The sequence below is a fragment of the Peptostreptococcus canis genome, assembly GCF_014229965.1.
GTDB lineage: Bacteria > Bacillota > Clostridia > Peptostreptococcales > Peptostreptococcaceae > Peptostreptococcus > Peptostreptococcus canis.
Genome location: NZ_JABGBW010000004.1, coordinates 43,630 through 63,915 on the forward strand (window position 1 = coordinate 43,630; position 20,286 = coordinate 63,915).

The window sequence follows — 20,286 nt, forward strand, 5'->3', positions numbered from 1 at the left end:
ATCATCTTTAGTATTATAAAACTTTTTTATCTATTATTCAATAGCTTTTCTATTTCCATTATTTTATCGACTCTCTTCTGATGTCTACCACCTTCAAAAGAAGAATTTAAATAAGCATCTACTATATCCAGCCCAAGACCGATACCGGTAACCCTTTCACCGAGTGCTATCATATTCGCATCATTATGTGCTTTTGTCATTCTGGCTGAAAAAGTATCACCTACTGTTGCGCATCGAATCCCTTTTACCTTATTAGCGGCTATTCCTATTCCTATTCCTGTGCCACACACTAAAATTCCACAATCTGCATCTTTTTGTGCAACCGCCGTTGCAGCCTTAAACGCATAATCAGGATAGTCCACAGAATCCGTTGTGTCAGTTCCAAAATCAACAACTTCATAATTATTTTTTTCAAGGTGTTTTTTTATAGCTTCTTTCAAATTAATACCACCATGATCACAAGCCAATGCTATTTTCATAATCATCCTCCAAATATATTAATATTTTCATCTTAATCAATAAAGTATTCACTAATCCGCCAAGATAATTTTATATCCCGCAGACTTTTTTAATCTGTTCATTATGGCTACTCCTACTCCTACTTCTTCAAAACTTTCAGAATAGGCAATATCTATATTATCTTTATCAAGCTCTATCAAAACATCAAATAAGTTTCTTGCCACATCCTCATAGGTTTCTCCCAACCCATAAACAATTGCATTATAAAGAGGCTTGTTTTTATTTAAGCATAGTACGGCAGACTTTAATCCTTTCTTGGAATTATCGTTTACAAGACTATTTATCTTATCAGCCACTTTTTTAGTTCCTGCACCTGTTTTATCATCGGAATTTACTATAAATATATCCGCATTTGGAGAATAGTGTTTATATTTCATACCAGGTGCTTTGGCATTTATATTATCATCTTTATTCAATATGGAAGGATCAATTTCCACATTGCCCAAAACATCCCTCAACATTTCCAATGTTATTGAACCCGGTCTCAATACAAGGGGAGTATCCCCCGACAAATCTATAATTGTAGACTCAACCCCAAAATTGCATGCACCACCTATTAATATACCATCCACTCTTCCATCCATATCAGATATAATATGTTCCGCCTTTGTCGGAGAGGGCCTTCCCGATATATTTGCAGAAGGAGCCGCTATAGGAACCCCTGCAGAACTTATAAGCTTTCTTGCCACTTTATCCGACGGCATTCTAATTGCCACGGTATCCAGACCTCCACTCGTTCTGTCCGGAATTATAGGCTTCTTCTTAAATATGATAGTAAGCGGTCCGGGCCAAAATTTTTCCATAAGAAGTTTTGCCCTATCTTCTACAAACTCCACTATATCATACACTTGCGATATCTCCGACACATGAACTAAAAGGGGATTATCACTCGGTCTTCCCTTCGCAGTATATATTTTTGATGCCGCATCTTCATTGAGTGCATTCGCTCCCAAACCATATACGGTTTCCGTCGGAAAAATAACCGTCTTGCCATCAGAAAGCATTTTTCCAAATTCATCTATTATTTTATAATCAATATTATCCGGATCTATAGTCTTTACTATAGTTTTCATACTCATCAACTCTTTACTCATTAATTGCAGACATTTTCTCTGTCTGATCAACAGTGATTAACGAATCTATCATCTCATCCAAATCACCATCTATAAAAGAATCCAGCTTATATAGTGTCAGGTTTATTCTATGATCACTTACCCTACCTTGAGGAAAATTATAAGTTCTGATTCTCTCGGATCTATCTCCGGTACCTACCTGACTCTTTCTTTCAGCGGCAATATCTTTTTGCTGTTCCGCCAATGCCTTGTCATAAAGTCTCGCTTTCAATACCTTCATAGCCTTTTCTTTATTCTTTAACTGGGATTTTTCATCCTGACATGAAACGACCTCTCCCGTAGGTATATGAGTAAGTCTCACGGCCGAATCCGTTGTATTTACACACTGTCCGCCATTCCCGGAAGCCCTGAACACATCCACCCTAATATCTTCGGGATTAATATCTATTTCCACATCTTCTACTTCCGGAAGCACTGCGACTGTCGAAGTGGAAGTATGAATTCTACCTCCCGATTCTGTAGTAGGTATTCTCTGAACTCTATGAACACCTGATTCATACTTAAGTCTTGAATAGGCTCCTTTTCCCTTTATCATAAAAGAAACTTCCTTAAATCCACCTACACCCGTTTCATTTGAAGTCAATAAGGATGTTTTCCACCCTCTTCTTTCGGCATATCTACTATACATTCTAAATAAATCGCCTGCAAATAGAGCAGCTTCATCTCCACCTGCTCCTCCTCTTATTTCAACTATTACATTTTTTTCATCATTAGGATCTTTTGGCACAAGAAGGATCTTTAATTCATTTTCTATCGCCTCAAGATTACCTTCAGCCTCCGATAGTTCCATCTTCGCAAGCTCTCTTAACTCTTCATCACTTTCCTCTTCAAGAATCTGTTTAGACTCCGATATAGTTTCACTTACAGCTCTATACTCCCTGTATTTCATAACGATTGGTTCCAATTCCGAAGTTTCCTTCATTAGCTTTTGCCAAGTAGGTTGATCATTTATTATTTCGGGATCTGCCACCTTTTCGCTAAGTTCTGTATATTTATCTTCCAAAACTTTTAGTTTATTTAGCATTTCAAACTTTCCTTTCTAAATTATTACATATTACATAAATTATTAAATATATATAAAACATTATTAAAAAATCAATTTTTTTATTGTAAATAAATATCAATTTTTTATCAGTAGTATGACTCTTTATATGTATTCACCCAATATCGTATTATATCACAAAAAAAACACCTTTAAAAGATTTTATATGGAAAAGCGATATATTTGAAGAGTATTTAGATAGTTTATTTTTTAAGAAAAAAAGTGTAATACAATATAAATTATAACCCCACCGGAAATGACTGAAAGACCGATATTTTTAAACTTAACAGAAATTATTATAACCAATAAAAGTGGAATTAATTTTATATTATCCGGTGATAAAAATATATTCCCCTCTTTAAAAAATACATCTTTTATTACCAAAGCGGTAAATACTCCAAGCGGTATGTATTTTATGAATCTTTCAAATTCTTTTGATGTTCCTTTTTCACCTAGTAGTGCGAATGGTGTATACCTCATTGCAAACATAGCTATAAAAGATACAAATATTATTCCTAATTTCAATACTGTACTACTCATCTTCAATAACCTCGTCTTTATTCATTTTTTTGTCCAAAAAATAGCCTATTGTAGTGACAGTCATAGCTATCACTATCAAATCCAATCCTCCCTGGTATACACTAAGCAGTAGGAAAGATACAATTATCGATACTAATAACATTATAAAATCCAGTTTATTTCTCATTTGTAGTGTTATTAGTACAACAAACATACTGGACATCATAAAAAAACCTAAATCAAGTGGTATATCTACTACTTGTCCAAAAAATCCCCCCAATCCGTTTCCTATCAATCCATAAATACATCCAAAAATGTTCACATATAAAGCCAGTTCTCCATCCCAATCTTTATCTTTTTCATACATGATTTTATTTATAGCAAATGTCTCATCTGTCACATACTGGGCAAATAAAACTTTTTTCCATCCCTTTATATCCCTGGTGTCATTTACTAAGGATGAACTATACATAATGTTTCTCAAATTTGTAATTATAATTGTTGCAGTCAAATAGAGTGAAATTTGAGGGTATATCCCCGCAGATAGCATATTTGCAGATATAAATACAGCACTTCCGGAAAAAACCAGAGTTGACATCAACAATATTTCAACCAGATTGAATCCACTCTTTTGTATTATTGCCCCTCCCATAAATCCCAGCGAAATATACCCAAAAGCTATTGGAAGAGACACAAAAAAAGCCTTCTTAATTTTATTCATTTTTACCTCGCAAAAACCATATCAATATTTACTTTTATTTAATCTAAAGATACTATAATTTTAACATATAAAATTATTTATTTAAATATAACTAAATATATTTATATATTAAATTTTTCATTTTTATATGTTAAAATATATATTATAGTTAGATATTAGAACTACTTATGTTTTGTTTTTCCAATATCAAATTTTAAGCAAGTTCGAACATAGGGTAGAAAGGTAAATCAAATGTTATTGCGAAATTTAATAATAGAATATACTGATAGACTGAAATATATCAGCTCTACGGCAAGGCTTGATGTAGAAATAATGATTTCAGAGGTATTAAAATATGATGATAAAGTACAACTTATTATGGATTATAATAGGGAGATTAAAAAAAGTGAAATAGAATCCTTTGAAGCTCTTTTTGAGAAAAGGCTAAATAATATGCCAATCGCATATATTACAAATAAAAAAGAATTTATGGGGCTTACTTTCTATGTTGATGAAAATGTTCTTATTCCAAGACCGGATACGGAGGTTATTGCAGAAGAATTTATAAGTAAAATTAAAAAACTTCTCTTAAATAGGGATTGTGAAATTATAGCTTTAGATATGTGTGTAGGTTCGGGAGCGATTTTGCTTAGTTGTGCACGTATACTGAAGGATGAACTGGATAAAAATACATTCGAACGGATAAAATTTATAGGTGTTGATATATCGCCAAAAGCACTTAATATAACTAAAATGAATATGCAAAACTTTCAACTGGATAATATTATGTTGGTTGAGTCTAATTTATTTGGCTCCAATGTTTTAGATTGTTTTAAATCAAATATAGATATAATAGTTTCTAATCCTCCGTATATTGAAAATAGTGTTATAAAAACACTCGAACCGGATGTACGTGACTATGAACCAATTATAGCATTGTCCGGAGGGGATTCCGGGATGGATTTTTATAATTCAATAATAGAAAGTTCCGTTAATTATTTAAAAAATGGGGGTCTTTTAATATTCGAAGCCGGACATAATCAAGCGGAAAAAATAGAGTCAAAAATGAAATCTTGTAATTTTCATGATATTTATACAAAAAAAGACATACAAAACTTTGACAGACTTGTATGTGGTAAATTTAAAGTTTAAGTAAAGAAGGGAGTTATATGAGTAGTTTTATTAGTTCAGATGGAAAAAAAATATTTTATAAAGAATGGAACCAGGTGAAAAATCCCAAGGCAATTGTTCATATAGTTCATGGAATGGCTGAACATATAGAAAGGTATGATCATTTTGCAAATTTTTTAAATTCTAACGATATCCTGGTATATGGTTTTAATACCAGAGGTCATGGCAAAACGGGTCAGAATGACGGAAAATTAGGTCACTTCGAAAAAGACGGTTGGAACAAGATTATGGTAGATATTTATAATCTTATGAAAATGCAAACGGAAAAATATCCCAATATTCCATTATTCATACTGGGCCATAGTATGGGTTCGTTTTTGACAAGAAATTTTGTGCATAAATTCCATCCCAAACTGTCGGGTGTAATTTTAATAGGTACAGGTTCTGCCGATGAACATATAGTTTATAATTTTACCAGAAAAGTTGCCAATATGAAAAAACAGGAAGATTTAGCATACTTTATTCATAAAACAGCATTTAAAAACTATAACAATCATATTGAAAATCCAAAAACAACTTATGACTGGTTATGCTCGGATAATAACGTTGTAAAAAACTACATTGAGGATCCTTTATGTGGATTTTGGGTTACAAATGGATTTTACTCTGAAATTATGAGTGGTTTTTTACAATTGTCAAAGTATGAAAGAAATATAAAATTGGATAAAAAACTGCCTATTATATTATTGGCTGGAAAAGATGATCCCGTTGGAAAACTTGGAAAGTATGTAAAAAATGTGTATGAAAAATATAGGAAACAAGGAATGTCAGAAATTGATATTATTCTTTATGAAAATATGAGGCATGAAATATTGAATGAAATAAATAAAGAACAGGTATATAATGATATTTTAAAGTTTATAAACAAAAACATATAGGCACTTAAATCTATTTTAAAAAGGAAGATTAGTTGAAACGTAAATCGAACTAATCTTCCTTATTTTTATATAACAGTTCTTCGCAGACTTTTAAAGTAAGAAGTCTAAATCCAAATTTTCAATATTATCGACTACAGTTTGGGCACCATCCGGCAAAAAATCATTTTTACTTATAAATACGCCTTTGCATCCGGAGTTTTTGGCAAACATCATATCGCCAACCGAATCTCCAATCATTATTATATCTTTAGCCGGAATTTTCCATCTTTTATATACCAAGTTCATTGTATCTGATGATGGTTTTGGATTTTCAACTAAATCCGCAGAAAAAATATCGTCCACTAAATGACTTATTCCTAACTTATCTATACAAAAAACCGCAGAATCGTATTCATCTGAAGTTGCTATTCCTATATTATATCCGATTTCTTTGAGTTTTTTAAATATTTCAATCAATTTGTCTGTGGTGGGAACAACTTCACCACACCCGCAAAATTTTATGAAGCTTTTTTCCATAAAGTCGATTACTTCTTTATCTAAATTGTATCCGTTTTTCTTCATTACATTATGCCATACTACAGAAATTTCATAATTCGTTCCGGCAATTATAAGCCCCTCGTCTATTATTTCCCCTTTATCATCCACTCCTATTTCCTTCATCATTTCCCTGTGAATGTTTTCATCGGTAATTCCTATTAATTCCTTTAATACATACTCTGCTACTTGAGATGATAAACTTACCCAGTAACTTGCCACGTCCATTATAGTTCCATCCTTATCAAATAAAATCCCCTTTTTCATACTTTTCACCTCAAAATCAAATTTTTTAGACTTACTTTTAAATCTTATATATCTATTTTAATAATTATAGTACCAAATTTAACTATAAAATCAAAAATTCATTATCAGTTCCGGGTTTAGAATATAAAATACATAGAAATAAAACTAAAGAAAAAACATAATGAATTAGCTTAATTTTAACACAGATATAATTTTTTTTGAACACTCATATTTTTTCGGAAAAAATACTATACATACTCAAACACAAATTATTAAATATACTTTCTTATTGAATCATAAATGGAAGATAAAGTGGAAATAAAGTAGGGGATATATATTGAAATCCAATAAAAATATGTTACAATTATTTCGTAGGAGCTTGATAAATAGCTCAATATCTTAAAAGGAGAAAAATTATGAAGGAAACAATATCAGTAAAAAAGGTCGTTTTCAGTGGCATCCTGATAGCAATAAGCGTAATCTTTTCATTTTTCTACATTCCGGTAGGTGTGGCAAAATGTTTCCCAATACAACATATGATAAATGTTATAGCAGCAGTAATGTTGGGTCCCGCATGGAGTGTTGGTTGTGCTTTTGTAACTTCGGTGATTAGAGTTTCAACCGGAACCGGAACTCTTCTGGCATTTCCAGGAAGTATGTGTGGAGCACTTTTAGCCGGATTGGCATATAAATATATGAAAAATATTTTTTCGGCTATGATTGGAGAAATATTGGGAACCGGATTATTAGGCTCTTTATTGGCATATCCGGTCGCCGTTATATTACTTGGAAAAGAAGTGGCTATATTTGCATTTCTAATACCTTTTCTTATCAGCACATTAGGCGGGTCAATTTTGGCTGGAATAATACTAAAAACTATGGATAAAACCATAAAAATCGATAATTTAAAAGACAAGTTTTAAGTAAAAAAAGCAACCAATTTGGTTGCTTTTATAATATGTAAATTCGAATTTAAATATTAATTTACAAGAAATATTATTCCATATTGAATCTCTTTTTAAACTTATCGATTCTTCCACCTTTTTCTATATTCTTCTGCTTGCCAGTATAGAACGGATGGCATTCCGAACATATTTCCACTCTGATTTCATCCTGAGTTGAACCTGCTTTGAAAGTGTTTCCACATGCACAACGTACTTCAACTTCATTGTAATTTGGCTGTATATCTTTTTTCATTATTTTCACCTCTTTCTCTAAAAAAATATGGAATCCGTCCCGATCCCTTTGAATTCAACTTAATCATTATAACATAATAATTTAAGTAGTTCAAGAGTTTATAAGTCACTAAAAGTTATTTTTTTTATCATTTCTAAAAAGGCTTTATTACTATTAGTTTTCTTCATTTCCTCAATAATTTTATCAGATACTATCTGAGTACCCTCGTTGCTAAACATTCTTCTTAACTTGTATAATACTTCCATTTCCTCTGATGAAAGTAACAGATCTTCTCTTCTGGTTCCGGATTTATATACATCAATCGCCGGATAAATTCTTTTCTCAGCAAGTGCTCTGTCAAGATGCAGCTCCATATTTCCCGTACCTTTGAATTCTTCAAATATTACATCATCCATTCTGGATCCCGTATCAATAAGTGCCGTTCCTAGTATGGTAAGTGAACCGCCATTTCTTATATTTCTGGCTGCTCCAAAGAATTTTTTAGGTCCATGCAATGCTCCGGGATCTATCCCTCCAGATAAGGTTCTTCCGGTAGGAGAAATTGTTAAGTTATATGCCCTCGCAAGCCTCGTGATACTATCTAGTAAAATTACCACATCTTTACCATGTTCTACCAATCTTTGAGCTCTATTTAAAACCATTTCTGCAACTTTTACATGATGAGAGGCAACCTGATCAAATGTAGAATAAATTACTTCTCCATCTATCGACTCTTTCATATCTGTAACTTCCTCAGGTCTTTCATCTATCAATAATACTATAAGTGTAATTTCCGGAAAATTTTCCGTAATACTGTTTGCAACTTTTTTCAATAACACTGTTTTCCCGACTTTAGGCGGTGCAACTATCAGTCCCCTTTGACCCTTTCCAATAGGCGAAAATAAATCGATTATTCTCGTTGAAAGAATTTCACCATTTGTTTCAAGTCTTAACTTCTCATCAGGATATACAGGTATTAACTGTTCAAATGAGATTCTTCTTTTACTTGTAAGCGGATTTTCGCCATTTATGCTATATACATACATCAAACCCTTGAATTTTTCTGTGGGATTCTCAGGTTTTGTGATACCAAACACATAATCTCCGGTTTTTAGTCCAAACCTTCTAATTTGAGTCGGTGATACATATATATCATTTTCAGTGGAAAGATAATTGCTACCTCTAAGAAATCCGAATCCTTCCGGCAATATTTCCAATACGCCTTCAGCTTTGTTTTCTTCGGTAATTTCAGGTATGACTCTCGGAGTTCCATCAAGATTTCTATCCAAAGGCAATTGACCGTCATATTTGTAATAGTCATTTCTATCTTTTTTTTGTTCAAAATTTTTGGTTTGTTTTTCTGAATCAGGATTATTTGAGTCATTTGGTTCTTCTGATTCTTTAAAAACCTTTCCATCACTTTGTTTATTGCGGTTTAAATTTTCTCTGGAATATTCTTCATCTTTAAAAATAATGGATTTATCAAAGCTAATAGCTTCTTCAAGAAAATCAATCGCCTTTAATCTTTCATCATTATTTTCAATTTCTTTTATTGCTGTTATTATTTTTTCAACAAGAGGTCCTTTTTTGTATGTTGTAACAGACTTCATGCCTATATTTTTCGATCCTACTCTTAATTCGACCAAACTTGCTTTTTTTAAAATATCTTCTAACTTATTATAATTTATCATATTCCCTCCAGCCTTACTGACCTAATAATATATTGATAGTAAAAGCCACACTAGACAATATAAACATTACCGCTATTAATACAGATACAAATTTATATAAGTTACTGCTTTTTTTCGACATATTATTCCTACTCTCTATTATCTTTACATATTTCTTTTATATAACTTAGGAAATTATCTCTAAGTTCAGGTCTTTTTAGTGCAAAATCTACTGTTGCTTGTAAAAATCCAAGTTTATCTCCTAAATCATATCTTTTTCCTTCAAATATATATGCGTACATACTACTTTTTTCATTTAATTTTTCCAAAGCATCTGTAAGTTGTATTTCTCCATTTTTTCCGGGTGGCAAATCCCCTAAAATATCAAATATCTCAGGATTAATAATATATCTACCTAAAATGGCCATATTAGAAGGAGCTTCGTCCGGATTCGGTTTTTCAACCAAAGTATTGACCTTGTATGTGTCATCAGATACTTTTATCCCATCTACTATTCCGTATTTATCAGTATCCTCATTTTTTACTTTTTGAACACCCAGAATTGTAGTATTATACTTATCATAGGCATCTATCAACTGCTTTAAACACGGTTTTCCATCTCTGTTGTCTACTATATCATCTCCAAGCATTACTGCAAAGGGTTCGTCACCTATAAAGTATCTTGCACAGTATATGGCATCACCTAATCCTTTTGGTTCTTTTTGCCTGATATAGTGGATATTCACCATATTGGAAATATTTCTCACTACTTCCAAAAGTTTATCTTTACCTTTATTTTCAAGCTCCAATTCCAATTCAACTGACTTATCAAAATGATCTTCTATTGATTTTTTATTCCTGCCGGTAATAATGAGAATTTCTTCAACACCTGATGCCACCGCTTCTTCAATAATATACTGTAAAGTAGGTTTATCTACTATTGGCAACATTTCCTTGGGTTGCGCCTTTGTAGCCGGCAAAAATCTTGTGCCTAATCCAGCTGCCGGTATCACAGCTTTTTTTACTTCTTTCTTCATAGTTTCCTCCTCTTTTCTATGATATTTAAACTCAGAATTAAAAAATACCATAGATTTTGTAGTCTTTAGATATTGTATAACTTTAACGATTTATTTATCGTCTTATCAAATACACATCCCTCCAGGTTATCATACTCACTTATTACTATTTCATTTATCTCAATATTTTTCATAATTTCTTTCAAAATCAACTCTCCAGAAAGTATAATCTCCGCTCTTTTTGGCTGAAGTCCTACTATTTTTCTTCTCTGCCCGATATTCATTGATTTTATAAAATTTATTTGATTTTCCAATTCTTCATAACTAACCTTACTTGAGTGAATTTTTTCCATAGAGTATGTTTCCAGCTTTTGATTTATAGCAGAAACCGATGTGATGGTTCCACCTATTCCTATTAGTATAAGTGGAATTTTTAATGATTTAATTTTTATAATGACAGATTTAATTCTGTCTTGAATATAATCGACGATATTTTTAATTTCCATTTCATTTTCCGGAAATGAGTTTACAAACGTATCAGTTAATCTAAGTGCTCCAATATCTATGCTTTCTCTAAATAGTATATTTTTAGCATTACCTACTATGAATTCAGTAGACCCACCTCCAATATCGATTATCAAGGCATGTTGATCAAATAATTCAATACCACCTGTAACACCTTTATAGCCCAATAAAGCTTCTGTATCGCCGGAAATTATCTCTACATCTATTCCGGTTTTTTCTTTTGCTATCTTGATAAATTCCTCTTTATTGGCTGAACATCTTAGTGCCGCAGTTCCTATGCAAACTATTTTATCACAACAGTATTCTATTGTAATTTTCTTAAATTTAGCTAAAGTTTCTACACTTTTTTTAATAGATTCTACACTAATTTTTCCTGTTTCATCTATACCTCTGCCTAGTCTTGTAGTTTCTATCATCTTTGTTCTGTCATTGAAATTTTTTCCATCAAAATCTGCCAACAATAATCTCATTGAGTTGGTTCCTATATCAATTATACCATACTTCATTCGATACACCATATTATATTATTTCATAAAGTTCTTTTGCTTCATCTTTAAGAACATGCTCTTTAATATTCGTTATCCTATACTGAACTACCTTTTCTCCAAATGTAAGTTTCAGTATATCTCCTGCTTTTACTTCTGTAGAAGATTTTGCTACCTTATTGTTTACTTCTACCATACCTTTTTCACATGCTTCTTTTGCAACGGTTCTTCTTTTTATAATTCTCGATACCTTCAAATATTTATCTAATCGCATAATTCACCTCTTTTTAATAAAAAAATGGTATTGACGAGTTAAAGCACTAGTCAATACCATTATAGTCTGTTTAGTATAATTCTTATTTGTTTACTAATTCTTTAAGACCTTTTCCTGCCTTGAAAACTGGTGCCTTAGAAGCTGGTATTTCAATTACTTCTTCTGGCTTTCTTGGATTTCTACCAGATCTAGCAGCTCTCTCTCTAGTTTCAAAAGTCCCGAAACCTACTAACTGAACTTTTTCTCCAGCTACTAAAGTTTCTTCAACAACTTTCATGAATGCATTTAATGCCAATTCACTTTCCTTCTTAGTTAAATTACTCTTTTCTGCTATTTTCGCAACTAATTCTGCCTTGTTCACAATCATTACCTCCTGTATTAACAATTATCTTTTTAATCTTAAAACTCGAAATTTTTTCTTTTACGAAACTTCTTTCTAGTTGACAACACTATTATACATAAGTTTTGGCTATTTTTCAATGATTTTTATTAATTTTATTTTTGGATTCATTCCAATAGCTATCCATTATTTCCAAATCAACCTCGTCAAAAGACTTTTTTGATGCAATTATCTTGTCTTCAACATATTCAAATCTATCCACAAATTTAGTATTTGTAAGGTTTAGAGCATATTCTGGATCAATCTTTAAAAACCTTGCTAGATTGACTAAAGCAAAAATCAAATCTCCAAATTCCTCTTGGGTTTTTTTATGATTTTTTTCTAAATATTCTTTATAAAACTCATCATATTCTTCTTTTACCTTAGAAAATACGTCTTCAATATCACTCCAATCGAATCCTACTTTGGCAGCTTTTGATTGTATTTTTTCTGCTTTAATAAGAGCTGGAAGTGATTTTGGTATCCTTCTTATTCCCTCGGATACTTTTTTTTCACCTTTTTCCTCCATCTTATTTTTTTCCCAACTAAAATCTCTCTCATAATTTACAGACCATTTTATGTCAAAAACATGTGGATGACGGCTTATCATTTTTTTTGTAATATTATCACATACTTCATCAAAGTCAAAAAAGCCCTCTTCTATGCCTATCTGGGAATGTAGAACTATGTGATATAACAAATCTCCTAATTCCTCTATCATTCCCTCTATATCGTCTTTTTCAATACTATCAATTAATTCATAGCTTTCCTCTATTAGATATTTCGTCAAACTTTGATGTGTTTGTTTTTTATCCCAGGGACATCCATTTTTCCCTCTCAAAGTTTTCGTTACTTCTATTAAATCGAATATATCCTGAAACCTTTTTTCGGATGTCTTTGGAATATATAAACTGGTCAAATGATCAAATTCATTTTCAATCCTGTCCAACTCACACAACTTTACTTTTTTCTTATATTCCTGATTTTTTATACCTGCCGAACGTACCAACCATATCTTTTGCTCGTCATTATAGTAATCCATCAGTTTTATTTTGATATTTGAAGCTATATACCTATCATATACTTGCGTAATAATTATATTTGAGTTAAAATCCATATCCTTTTTACTTATTGAAAAGGCATCCAATAACCTGAAACCTTCAGAAGGATCAAATCCAAGATAATTATATATAGCATCCACAAAACTCATAGAGGCTATCATATTAATCTTTATATTTTTTTCATATGCGTATTTTTCAATAAGTGTAACTGTACTTTCTGCAACCCTGGGATGCCCGGGAACGGCGTATATGATATCACCTTCACTGCCGAATTGTATTATTTTTTCTGCTATTGATTTATATACATCTTCAAAATTTTCGCCATTGTTATAGTATGAATCAAAGCTCTCATACTCTATATTTAGCTGACTTATAATCGGATGATTTTCAGTTCTCAGATATATTTTTTTTCCGGATTCAAGCTCTTTGACTGCACCAAAACTAATTTGTGATATATCACCGGCTCCAAGTCCTAATATAGTAATACTCATATTTTACCCTCTTACCAATTTTAATTTCTTCAATTTAGCGAGTATGCTTCTTCCCTTAGGCATAGCTAGAATTTCCTCTTGAGTTATTCCTCCGATACCTATTATGACCACTACATATATAATTCCCCCCACTATTATGGCAAACAATGTAGAAATCTTATTTCCTAAAAACATACTTAGACCAATATATGTATACCTGGCCCCTAAAAACATAAGCATGACAGTAATAAGAGGTTTTATAAAGTAATCCATCAAATTAAACTGAATGGATAAAGCTCTTTTGATATATATATATTCAAAAATGGCTGCTATTAGGTAAGATGCTACTGTACCAAAAGCCGAGCCAAGAATATTTATACTTGGAATCGCAGTCAATGTGTAACTAATTACTATTTTTCCTGCAATACCACAAAGAAGAGCATATACAGGTATCATCGGTTTACCCATTCCCTGAAGTATTCCGTTGAACGTATATAGTAGACCTAAAAATATACATGCCGGAGAAAGAGTAAATAGTATCAATCCCACTACTTCGGCCGATTGTTTAGGAAAAAGTAATCCCATTATAGGTTGTGCAAGGGATGCAAGTCCGAATGCACAAGGTAAGACTAAAAGCAAAGTTATTTTAAATGCCATTTTTGCATTATGTCTTGCTTCATTAAATTTCTTTAAAGTATATGATTCTGAAATAGCCGGAACCAGACTCATACCTATTGCAGTGGTAAATATCATAGGCATAACTATTATAGGCATTGCCATCCCTGTTAACTGTCCTAATAAAGAATTTGCAGCCAATGTTGTAAAGCCTGCCGCTTTTAATCTGGCGATAACTATTACTGAATCAACCACATTTACAAGTGGCATTACACAGGCCCCTATACTTATAGGTATTACCACCCTCACTATATTGAGGATAATTGTAGATGTATCTTGTTTTACATATCCTGTACTATTTTCTATAAGATATTTTCTTTGTTTTGAGTCTTTAAAATATACTAACATCAAAAATATAAAAGATGCAAATGCACCTATAGTAGCACCGGATATACCACCTGCAGCACCAATTTTAGGACCAAATTGTTTCATTAATATAAAAGCAAGTGCCAATCCTAAAAATACTCTAAATATCTGTTCAATAATCTGAGAAATAGCTATTCTTGACATCTGCTGGTATCCTTGATAATAGCCTCTATATGCCGACATAGATGGCACTATTAATAATGCTGGAGCAATTGCTTTCATTGCAGTTAATGCATTTGGATTATGCTGAACATTTGTAACAATATTATCTGCACCTATAAAAAGGATTAAAAATGTCACAAGACCTGTCACAAATAGCATTAAATGTGTTATTTTAAAAATTTCATTTGCTCCTTTATGATTCCCCAATGCGACCTGCTCTGATACCAATTTTGCTATTGCAGTTGGAAATCCTGCAGTTGCCAATGTTAAAAATAGTGCATATACCGGATATGCAGTCTGATAATATCCCATTCCTTCAGCACCTATAAAATTGGCAAGTGGAATTCTAAATATGGCTCCTAATATTTTTATTATAACTCCTGCGGCACCTAATATCAGAGTGCCCATCAAAAATGAGTTTTTCTTATTACTAACTTTCATTTTTTCCTCCAATTTACAAAACTTAAAGTTAATCTAAAATTCATTATATCATAGAATAGACTTTTTTTATTATTTTTCAAATAAATAGCATTAAAAACACAAAAATATTTTCCATATAGAACGTCAAAATAGCCTAGATAATCAATATATCTAGGCTATACTTTTTATTGAAATTTACATATTATAAATACTGAATTCCAACGTCTACTTTTTAATATCTTTAAATTCTCTGCTGCCCGGCTTTACTAAATCAATTTTACCTTCTTTACATAAAACACACTCATCAGCATCATATACTTGAATATCCAAATCAATAGCACTGTAAATAGGAATACCTATATCTTCTTTAGTTCTGTTTGCTATACATGCAACTCCAATTACTTCTCCGCCCAAAGCTTCCAGGACTTTTTTGGTCTCCATAGTAGATTTACCTGTAGTTACTACATCTTCGGCTATTATTATTTTATCTCCCGGCTTTACTTCAAAACCTCTTCTCAATTCCATTACATTGTCTTTTCTCTCTGTAAATATCGCTTCTTTTCCCAGTTGTCTTCCCAACTCGTAAGAAACTACAACTCCTCCCATGGCCGGACCAACGACTAGGTCAATATCTAAATCTTTAACTTTATCAACTACTATACTAAGAACCTTTGCTGCCTGTTTTGGAAATCTTAATACTTTTGCACATTGTACATATCTATTTGAGTGCTTACCCGAAGATAGTAAAAAATGACCTTCTAATAAAGCATCACATTCTTTTAATATTTCTATTACATCTATATTTGACATTTTTATTTCTCCTATAAATTATATTATTCCTCTGATTTCATCAAGGGATTTTATATTTCTATCATCCATAAATTTCTCAAGTTCTTCTATTATTTCTTCACCTATTCTTGGATTCACAAAATTCGCAGTTCCAATCTGAATACATGATGCTCCAGCCATTATAAACTCTACCACATCTTTTGCATTCATAATTCCACCCATTCCAATCACCGGAATTTTAACTGCTTTTGATACTTCATATACCATTCTAAGGGCAATTGGCTTTATTGCCGGACCTGATAATCCTGCTGTAATATTATTAAAAACAGGTCTTCTATTTTCAATATCTATTGCCATAGCCTTAAAAGTATTAACCAGGGAAATTCCATCTGCTCCCTCTTCTTCACATACCTTTGCCATTTCCACAATATCTTCGGCATTGGGTGAAAGTTTCACAACTAATGGTTTTGTAGTAGCTTTTCTAACAGCCTTCACTACTTCTCTTGCAACTTCGGATTTTATACCAAATGCCATTCCACCATGTTTTACATTTGGACAGGATATATTTAACTCCAAAATATCAAAATCTTTGTCATCCAATAATTTGGCACCTTCTACATAATCCTCTTCACAACCCCCGCCTAAATTGACGATCCTACAGGTATTTAATTTGGAATAGTCCGGCAGCTCATTTTCTATAAAGCCTTTTACTCCGGGATTTTCAAGGCCTACACTGTTCATCATTCCGGATGGAGTTTCATATACTCTCATTCCATCATTACCATTTCTTTTTTCGAATGTAAGTCCCTTGGAACTTATTCCACCTAACTTATTTATATTATATATCTCACCATATTCCTTGCCAAATCCAAATGTACCCGATGCCATTATAATAGGATTTTTCAATTCTATTCCACATAACTTTACTCTCAAATCTGCCATTATAAAATCACATCCTCTCCCCAGAATACAGGACCATCTTTACAGGTCTTCTTATTTCCGGAATGTGTCTTACAGGTACAAACCAAACATGCTCCTACTCCACATGCCATATGATTTTCCAAAGAAACCTGGATTCTGGTTTTCTTTCCCTCTACCATTTTCATTAATTTTTTCATCATTGGAGTTGGTCCGCATGTCAATATATAATCGTACTTATCGACATCTATTATATCAGTAATAAAAGTATTTCCGGTAGTTGTATATAAATTGCTACATACTTTTTCATAATCTTTAAGCATTATGGGTTCTTCCCTAAATCCAAGATAAATATCACAATCATCCAGTTCTTTAGCCACCATATATAATGGAGCAATTCCAATTCCACCGCCAACTAAAGCAATCTTTCCGTCTACTTTTTGATATCCATTTCCATATGGACCCTCTAGCTTTATATTATCTCCACTTTTCAGTTTAGAAATAATAGTAGTTCCCTCACCTACTACTTTGTATAAAAAACTTATTCCTTCATCATCTATATCGTATATGCTTATAGGTCTGGAAAGCAGCGGGTATTTATCCCATGCTCTAAGCATGTAAAACTGCCCCATCTTTGCCGAAAAATTCCCGGCTACTTTTATATAATACATTCCCTCTCCTACATATGTATTTTCTATTACTTTATATTCCATTTTTCCACCTAACTTTATCTATTTTTTTAATCTATTCCTAAAAGCTTCATAATTAAAGCCATTCTGACATACATCCCATACTGGGCCTGTTCAAAATAAACAGCCCTTGGATCCGAATCTACTTCTACGGATATTTCATTTACTCTTGGAAGCGGATGAAGAACAAGCATATCTTTATTTGCTTTATCCATTTTTTCCATATCCAAAACATAACTGTCTTTTAATCTTTCATATTCATTCTTGTCTTCAAATCTTTCCCTCTGAATTCTCGTCATATATAATATATCTAAATTTCCTATAGAATCTTCTAAACTGGAAGTTTCTATAAATTCAACTCCGTCTATATCTTCTTTCACGGATTTGGGCATACTAAGTTCATCCGGAGATATAAATACGAATTTTATACCTGAATACCTTGACATTGCCTTCGCAAGAGAATGAACGGTTCTTCCGTATTTTAAATCTCCACACATGCCTATAGTTAAATTATTTAAATCACCTTTTAATGATTTGATTGTAAGTAAATCTGTAAGAGTTTGAGTTGGATGTTGATTGCCACCATCACCGGCATTGATAAAAGGCAGTGGGCAAACCGCTGACGCCTGATTTGCGGCACCTGAGACAGGGTGTCTCATGGTTATAATATCGACATATTTAGAAACTATCGTAATCGTATCCTCAAGAGTTTCTCCCTTTGAAACAGAAGATGCATTTGGATCTGAAAATCCGATGATTCTTCCTCCCAGCCTGTTCATAGCTGCCTCAAAACTCAATCTGGTACGAGTAGATGGTTCATAGAAAAGTGTGGCCATTAATTTGCCCTCACATTTATTGAAATAATTTTGTGGATTTTTCTTTATATCCATCCCTAATTCAAGCACGGAATTGATCTCTTCAACAGAAAAATCATCCGGCTTTACTAAATGTCTGTTCATTAACATATTTTCCTCCTTTTCGGCCTCACAGGACCCAATTAAAGTATTGAAATTAATCTCTTTTCTAAACAGATTATCACCTTCGAGCCAATTTGTCAATTTATTAGAACACATTAATATATATTTTTATTCTTTTAAATACATTTTTTATATATTAAGATATTTTATATCCTAAAATAACACGTGGTTTTATATATGGATTATTGCAATATAAAACGTAGAGTCAATCACTAAATGTGATGTTCTCTACGCCCTATAAGATTATAATATTTTGTGGCTACTCGCTAACATATTTTTTGTCTGTTTTATACATCCTTCCTATTCTATATATCCCAACAGGTAGCCATATCCTTTCTCATCCATTTGTGATTTGGGAATAAACTTTATAGAAAGACTGTTTATACAAAATCTAAGGCCTCCTTTTTCTTTTGGACCGTCATCAAATACATGCCCCAGATGTGAGTCGCCTACTCTACTTCTTACTTCAATCCTTTTCATATTGAAACTATTGTCATCATGATATGTCAATACATCATTAGATATAGGTTTTGAAAAACTTGGCCATCCACATCCCGATTCATACTTATCTCTGGATGAAAATAGGGGTTCACCTGTAACGATATCAACATATATGCCCGAATCAAATTTATCCCAATATCTGTTTGAAAAAGCACTTTCAGTTTTATTTTCTTGAGTTACGGAATACTCTTCCGGTGTCAATTTGATTCTCAATTCTTTATCTGCGGGCTTTTTATATTTACCCGGATCTATAAGCGGAACATCGGCTTCTTCAACATCTATATGGCAATATCCACCCGGATTTTTCTTTAAATAGTCTTGATGGTATTCCTCTGCAAGAACGTACTGTCTTAACGGCTCAACTTCAACGACCACTTTTTGATTTAGTTCCTTTTCTTTTTGCTCAATCACTTCCTTTATTACATTTTTATCTTTATCATTTGAATAGTATATTCCCGTTCTATACTGGGCACCCACATCATTTCCCTGCTTGTTTACGCTCGTCGGGTCTATAACCCTAAAATATCGTAGAAGAACTTCTCTTAGAGAAATAATATTTGCATCATATTTTAAGTGAACAGTTTCAGCATGCATGGTATTTTTTAGTAATCTGTAACTTGTGTTTTCAGTATTGCCATTTGCATACCCGACAGTTGCATCTTCTATACCTTCAATTCTGGAAAAATATTCTTCCAATCCCCAGAAACACCCTCCTGCCAAATAAATTTCTTTTATATTTTTGTTTTTATTTATTTTTGAAACCTCCTTTTTCTTTGACTCCCCTACCAATTTTGCTACTCTTTCCTTATAAGCAGTTATATCGGATTTGACTATATTTTGTTTTGAAAATCCGATTATGGCTACTAATATTATTATAAGAAAAATTAATATATAAATATTCTTCTTTTCCACATTAATCAACCCTCTTTTATATTAATTTCATATACACCTGCAATAAGTCACATAAAATT

22 protein-coding genes are annotated in these 20,286 nt (G+C 32.3%); 3 read left to right on the forward strand and 19 right to left on the reverse strand.

Annotated features, from left to right (window positions below; genetic code table 11):
- Positions 1 to 26 precede the first annotated feature (26 nt).
- The 5 genes from rpiB to HLB29_RS06435 form a co-directional block, all read right to left on the reverse strand.
- A complete protein-coding gene (gene rpiB, locus HLB29_RS06415) occupies positions 27 to 479 on the reverse strand; it encodes a ribose 5-phosphate isomerase B (RefSeq protein ID WP_185624345.1) in 453 nt (150 codons plus the stop codon).
- Between the two features lie 51 nt (positions 480 to 530).
- The gene (locus tag HLB29_RS06420) at positions 531 to 1,592 is read right to left on the reverse strand and encodes an L-threonylcarbamoyladenylate synthase (protein ID WP_185624346.1); all 1,062 of its coding nucleotides are present in this window, start codon (positions 1,590 to 1,592) and stop codon (positions 531 to 533) included.
- A gap of 13 nt (positions 1,593 to 1,605) precedes the next feature.
- Positions 1,606 to 2,676, reverse strand: coding sequence for a peptide chain release factor 1 (gene prfA / locus HLB29_RS06425; RefSeq protein WP_185624347.1), 1,071 nt, complete (start codon positions 2,674 to 2,676; stop codon positions 1,606 to 1,608).
- A 228-nt stretch (positions 2,677 to 2,904) separates the two neighbouring features.
- Entirely contained in the window at positions 2,905 to 3,234 is a 330-nt protein-coding gene (locus HLB29_RS06430; protein ID WP_185624348.1) for an AzlD domain-containing protein, read from the reverse strand.
- On the reverse strand, positions 3,227 to 3,934 hold the full coding sequence (locus HLB29_RS06435; protein ID WP_185624349.1) for an AzlC family ABC transporter permease: 708 nt from the start codon (positions 3,932 to 3,934) through the stop codon (positions 3,227 to 3,229). The genes HLB29_RS06430 and HLB29_RS06435 overlap by 8 nt, the downstream gene beginning before the upstream one ends.
- A gap of 231 nt (positions 3,935 to 4,165) precedes the next feature.
- On the opposite strand from HLB29_RS06435, the gene prmC reads away from it, so the two are divergent.
- Both prmC and HLB29_RS06445 read left to right on the forward strand, forming a co-directional pair.
- Positions 4,166 to 5,065, forward strand: coding sequence for a peptide chain release factor N(5)-glutamine methyltransferase (prmC, locus tag HLB29_RS06440; RefSeq protein WP_185624350.1), 900 nt, complete (start codon positions 4,166 to 4,168; stop codon positions 5,063 to 5,065).
- 17 nt (positions 5,066 to 5,082) lie between these two features.
- Positions 5,083 to 5,982: an alpha/beta fold hydrolase gene (locus HLB29_RS06445; protein ID WP_185624351.1), complete on the forward strand. Its 900-nt coding sequence runs from the start codon at positions 5,083 to 5,085 to the stop codon at positions 5,980 to 5,982.
- A gap of 90 nt (positions 5,983 to 6,072) precedes the next feature.
- On the opposite strand, the gene HLB29_RS06450 is transcribed toward HLB29_RS06445, so the two are convergent.
- Entirely contained in the window at positions 6,073 to 6,783 is a 711-nt protein-coding gene (locus HLB29_RS06450) for an HAD family hydrolase (RefSeq protein ID WP_185624352.1), read from the reverse strand.
- A gap of 395 nt (positions 6,784 to 7,178) precedes the next feature.
- On the opposite strand from HLB29_RS06450, the gene thiW reads away from it, so the two are divergent.
- The gene (gene thiW / locus HLB29_RS06455; RefSeq protein ID WP_207719536.1) at positions 7,179 to 7,685 is read left to right on the forward strand and encodes an energy coupling factor transporter S component ThiW; all 507 of its coding nucleotides are present in this window, start codon (positions 7,179 to 7,181) and stop codon (positions 7,683 to 7,685) included.
- A 73-nt stretch (positions 7,686 to 7,758) separates the two neighbouring features.
- Here thiW and rpmE read toward each other — a convergent pair whose 3' ends face one another.
- The 13 genes from rpmE to msrB all read right to left on the reverse strand — a co-directional run bounded on the left by rpmE (position 7,759) and on the right by msrB (position 20,227).
- The gene (gene rpmE, locus HLB29_RS06460; RefSeq protein ID WP_185624353.1) at positions 7,759 to 7,959 is read right to left on the reverse strand and encodes a 50S ribosomal protein L31; all 201 of its coding nucleotides are present in this window, start codon (positions 7,957 to 7,959) and stop codon (positions 7,759 to 7,761) included.
- A 98-nt stretch (positions 7,960 to 8,057) separates the two neighbouring features.
- Positions 8,058 to 9,629 (reverse strand): transcription termination factor Rho, encoded by a 1,572-nt coding sequence (gene rho / locus HLB29_RS06465; RefSeq protein WP_185624354.1) that lies wholly within the window; start codon positions 9,627 to 9,629, stop codon positions 8,058 to 8,060.
- A gap of 128 nt (positions 9,630 to 9,757) precedes the next feature.
- Positions 9,758 to 10,645 (reverse strand): UTP--glucose-1-phosphate uridylyltransferase GalU, encoded by an 888-nt coding sequence (gene galU, locus HLB29_RS06470; RefSeq protein ID WP_185624355.1) that lies wholly within the window; start codon positions 10,643 to 10,645, stop codon positions 9,758 to 9,760.
- Positions 10,646 to 10,710: 65 nt separating this feature from the next.
- Positions 10,711 to 11,655 carry a Ppx/GppA phosphatase family protein gene (locus tag HLB29_RS06475; protein ID WP_185624356.1) on the reverse strand — a complete coding sequence of 315 codons (945 nt, stop codon included), beginning with the start codon at positions 11,653 to 11,655 and terminating at the stop codon, positions 10,711 to 10,713.
- 13 nt (positions 11,656 to 11,668) lie between these two features.
- Complete coding sequence (locus tag HLB29_RS06480; RefSeq protein ID WP_185624357.1) at positions 11,669 to 11,908, reverse strand: RNA-binding S4 domain-containing protein; 240 nt, start codon at positions 11,906 to 11,908, stop codon at positions 11,669 to 11,671.
- A gap of 82 nt (positions 11,909 to 11,990) precedes the next feature.
- On the reverse strand, positions 11,991 to 12,269 hold the full coding sequence (locus HLB29_RS06485; protein WP_185624358.1) for an HU family DNA-binding protein: 279 nt from the start codon (positions 12,267 to 12,269) through the stop codon (positions 11,991 to 11,993).
- A 115-nt stretch (positions 12,270 to 12,384) separates the two neighbouring features.
- Complete coding sequence (gene yabN, locus HLB29_RS06490; protein ID WP_185624359.1) at positions 12,385 to 13,839, reverse strand: bifunctional methyltransferase/pyrophosphohydrolase YabN; 1,455 nt, start codon at positions 13,837 to 13,839, stop codon at positions 12,385 to 12,387.
- Between the two features lie 3 nt (positions 13,840 to 13,842).
- Positions 13,843 to 15,462 carry a putative polysaccharide biosynthesis protein gene (locus HLB29_RS06495; RefSeq protein WP_185624360.1) on the reverse strand — a complete coding sequence of 540 codons (1,620 nt, stop codon included), beginning with the start codon at positions 15,460 to 15,462 and terminating at the stop codon, positions 13,843 to 13,845.
- Between the two features lie 204 nt (positions 15,463 to 15,666).
- The gene (gene pyrE, locus HLB29_RS06500) at positions 15,667 to 16,251 is read right to left on the reverse strand and encodes an orotate phosphoribosyltransferase (RefSeq protein ID WP_185624361.1); all 585 of its coding nucleotides are present in this window, start codon (positions 16,249 to 16,251) and stop codon (positions 15,667 to 15,669) included.
- Positions 16,252 to 16,269: 18 nt separating this feature from the next.
- Positions 16,270 to 17,172, reverse strand: coding sequence for a dihydroorotate dehydrogenase (locus HLB29_RS06505; protein WP_185624362.1), 903 nt, complete (start codon positions 17,170 to 17,172; stop codon positions 16,270 to 16,272).
- Positions 17,172 to 17,861, reverse strand: a complete 690-nt coding sequence (locus tag HLB29_RS06510; RefSeq protein WP_185624363.1) for a dihydroorotate dehydrogenase electron transfer subunit — start codon at positions 17,859 to 17,861, stop codon at positions 17,172 to 17,174. Before HLB29_RS06510 ends, HLB29_RS06505 begins: the two co-directional genes overlap by 1 nt.
- A gap of 26 nt (positions 17,862 to 17,887) precedes the next feature.
- Positions 17,888 to 18,802 (reverse strand): aspartate carbamoyltransferase, encoded by a 915-nt coding sequence (gene pyrB, locus HLB29_RS06515; protein ID WP_185624364.1) that lies wholly within the window; start codon positions 18,800 to 18,802, stop codon positions 17,888 to 17,890.
- A 312-nt stretch (positions 18,803 to 19,114) separates the two neighbouring features.
- On the reverse strand, positions 19,115 to 20,227 hold the full coding sequence (gene msrB / locus HLB29_RS06520; protein WP_330604430.1) for a peptide-methionine (R)-S-oxide reductase MsrB: 1,113 nt from the start codon (positions 20,225 to 20,227) through the stop codon (positions 19,115 to 19,117).
- Positions 20,228 to 20,286: the final 59 nt, after the last annotated feature.

Bases quoted from the DNA above. Each gene is read 5' to 3' on its own strand.
- rpiB (WP_185624345.1), bottom strand. From the start codon at position 479: ATGAAAATAGCATTGGCTTGTGATCATGGTGGTATTAATTTGAAAGAA.
- HLB29_RS06420 (WP_185624346.1), bottom strand. From the start codon at position 1,592: ATGAAAACTATAGTAAAGACTATAGATCCGGATAATATTGATTATAAA.
- prfA (WP_185624347.1), bottom strand. From the start codon at position 2,676: ATGCTAAATAAACTAAAAGTTTTGGAAGATAAATATACAGAACTTAGC.
- HLB29_RS06430 (WP_185624348.1), bottom strand. From the start codon at position 3,234: ATGAGTAGTACAGTATTGAAATTAGGAATAATATTTGTATCTTTTATA.
- HLB29_RS06435 (WP_185624349.1), bottom strand. From the start codon at position 3,934: ATGAATAAAATTAAGAAGGCTTTTTTTGTGTCTCTTCCAATAGCTTTT.
- prmC (WP_185624350.1), top strand. From the start codon at position 4,166: ATGTTATTGCGAAATTTAATAATAGAATATACTGATAGACTGAAATAT.
- HLB29_RS06445 (WP_185624351.1), top strand. From the start codon at position 5,083: ATGAGTAGTTTTATTAGTTCAGATGGAAAAAAAATATTTTATAAAGAA.
- HLB29_RS06450 (WP_185624352.1), bottom strand. From the start codon at position 6,783: ATGAAAAAGGGGATTTTATTTGATAAGGATGGAACTATAATGGACGTG.
- thiW (WP_207719536.1), top strand. From the start codon at position 7,179: ATGAAGGAAACAATATCAGTAAAAAAGGTCGTTTTCAGTGGCATCCTG.
- rpmE (WP_185624353.1), bottom strand. From the start codon at position 7,959: ATGAAAAAAGATATACAGCCAAATTACAATGAAGTTGAAGTACGTTGT.
- rho (WP_185624354.1), bottom strand. From the start codon at position 9,629: ATGATAAATTATAATAAGTTAGAAGATATTTTAAAAAAAGCAAGTTTG.
- galU (WP_185624355.1), bottom strand. From the start codon at position 10,645: ATGAAGAAAGAAGTAAAAAAAGCTGTGATACCGGCAGCTGGATTAGGC.
- HLB29_RS06475 (WP_185624356.1), bottom strand. From the start codon at position 11,655: ATGAAGTATGGTATAATTGATATAGGAACCAACTCAATGAGATTATTG.
- HLB29_RS06480 (WP_185624357.1), bottom strand. From the start codon at position 11,908: ATGCGATTAGATAAATATTTGAAGGTATCGAGAATTATAAAAAGAAGA.
- yabN (WP_185624359.1), bottom strand. From the start codon at position 13,839: ATGAGTATTACTATATTAGGACTTGGAGCCGGTGATATATCACAAATT.
- HLB29_RS06495 (WP_185624360.1), bottom strand. From the start codon at position 15,462: ATGAAAGTTAGTAATAAGAAAAACTCATTTTTGATGGGCACTCTGATA.
- pyrE (WP_185624361.1), bottom strand. From the start codon at position 16,251: ATGTCAAATATAGATGTAATAGAAATATTAAAAGAATGTGATGCTTTA.
- HLB29_RS06505 (WP_185624362.1), bottom strand. From the start codon at position 17,172: ATGGCAGATTTGAGAGTAAAGTTATGTGGAATAGAATTGAAAAATCCT.
- HLB29_RS06510 (WP_185624363.1), bottom strand. From the start codon at position 17,861: ATGGAATATAAAGTAATAGAAAATACATATGTAGGAGAGGGAATGTAT.
- pyrB (WP_185624364.1), bottom strand. From the start codon at position 18,802: ATGTTAATGAACAGACATTTAGTAAAGCCGGATGATTTTTCTGTTGAA.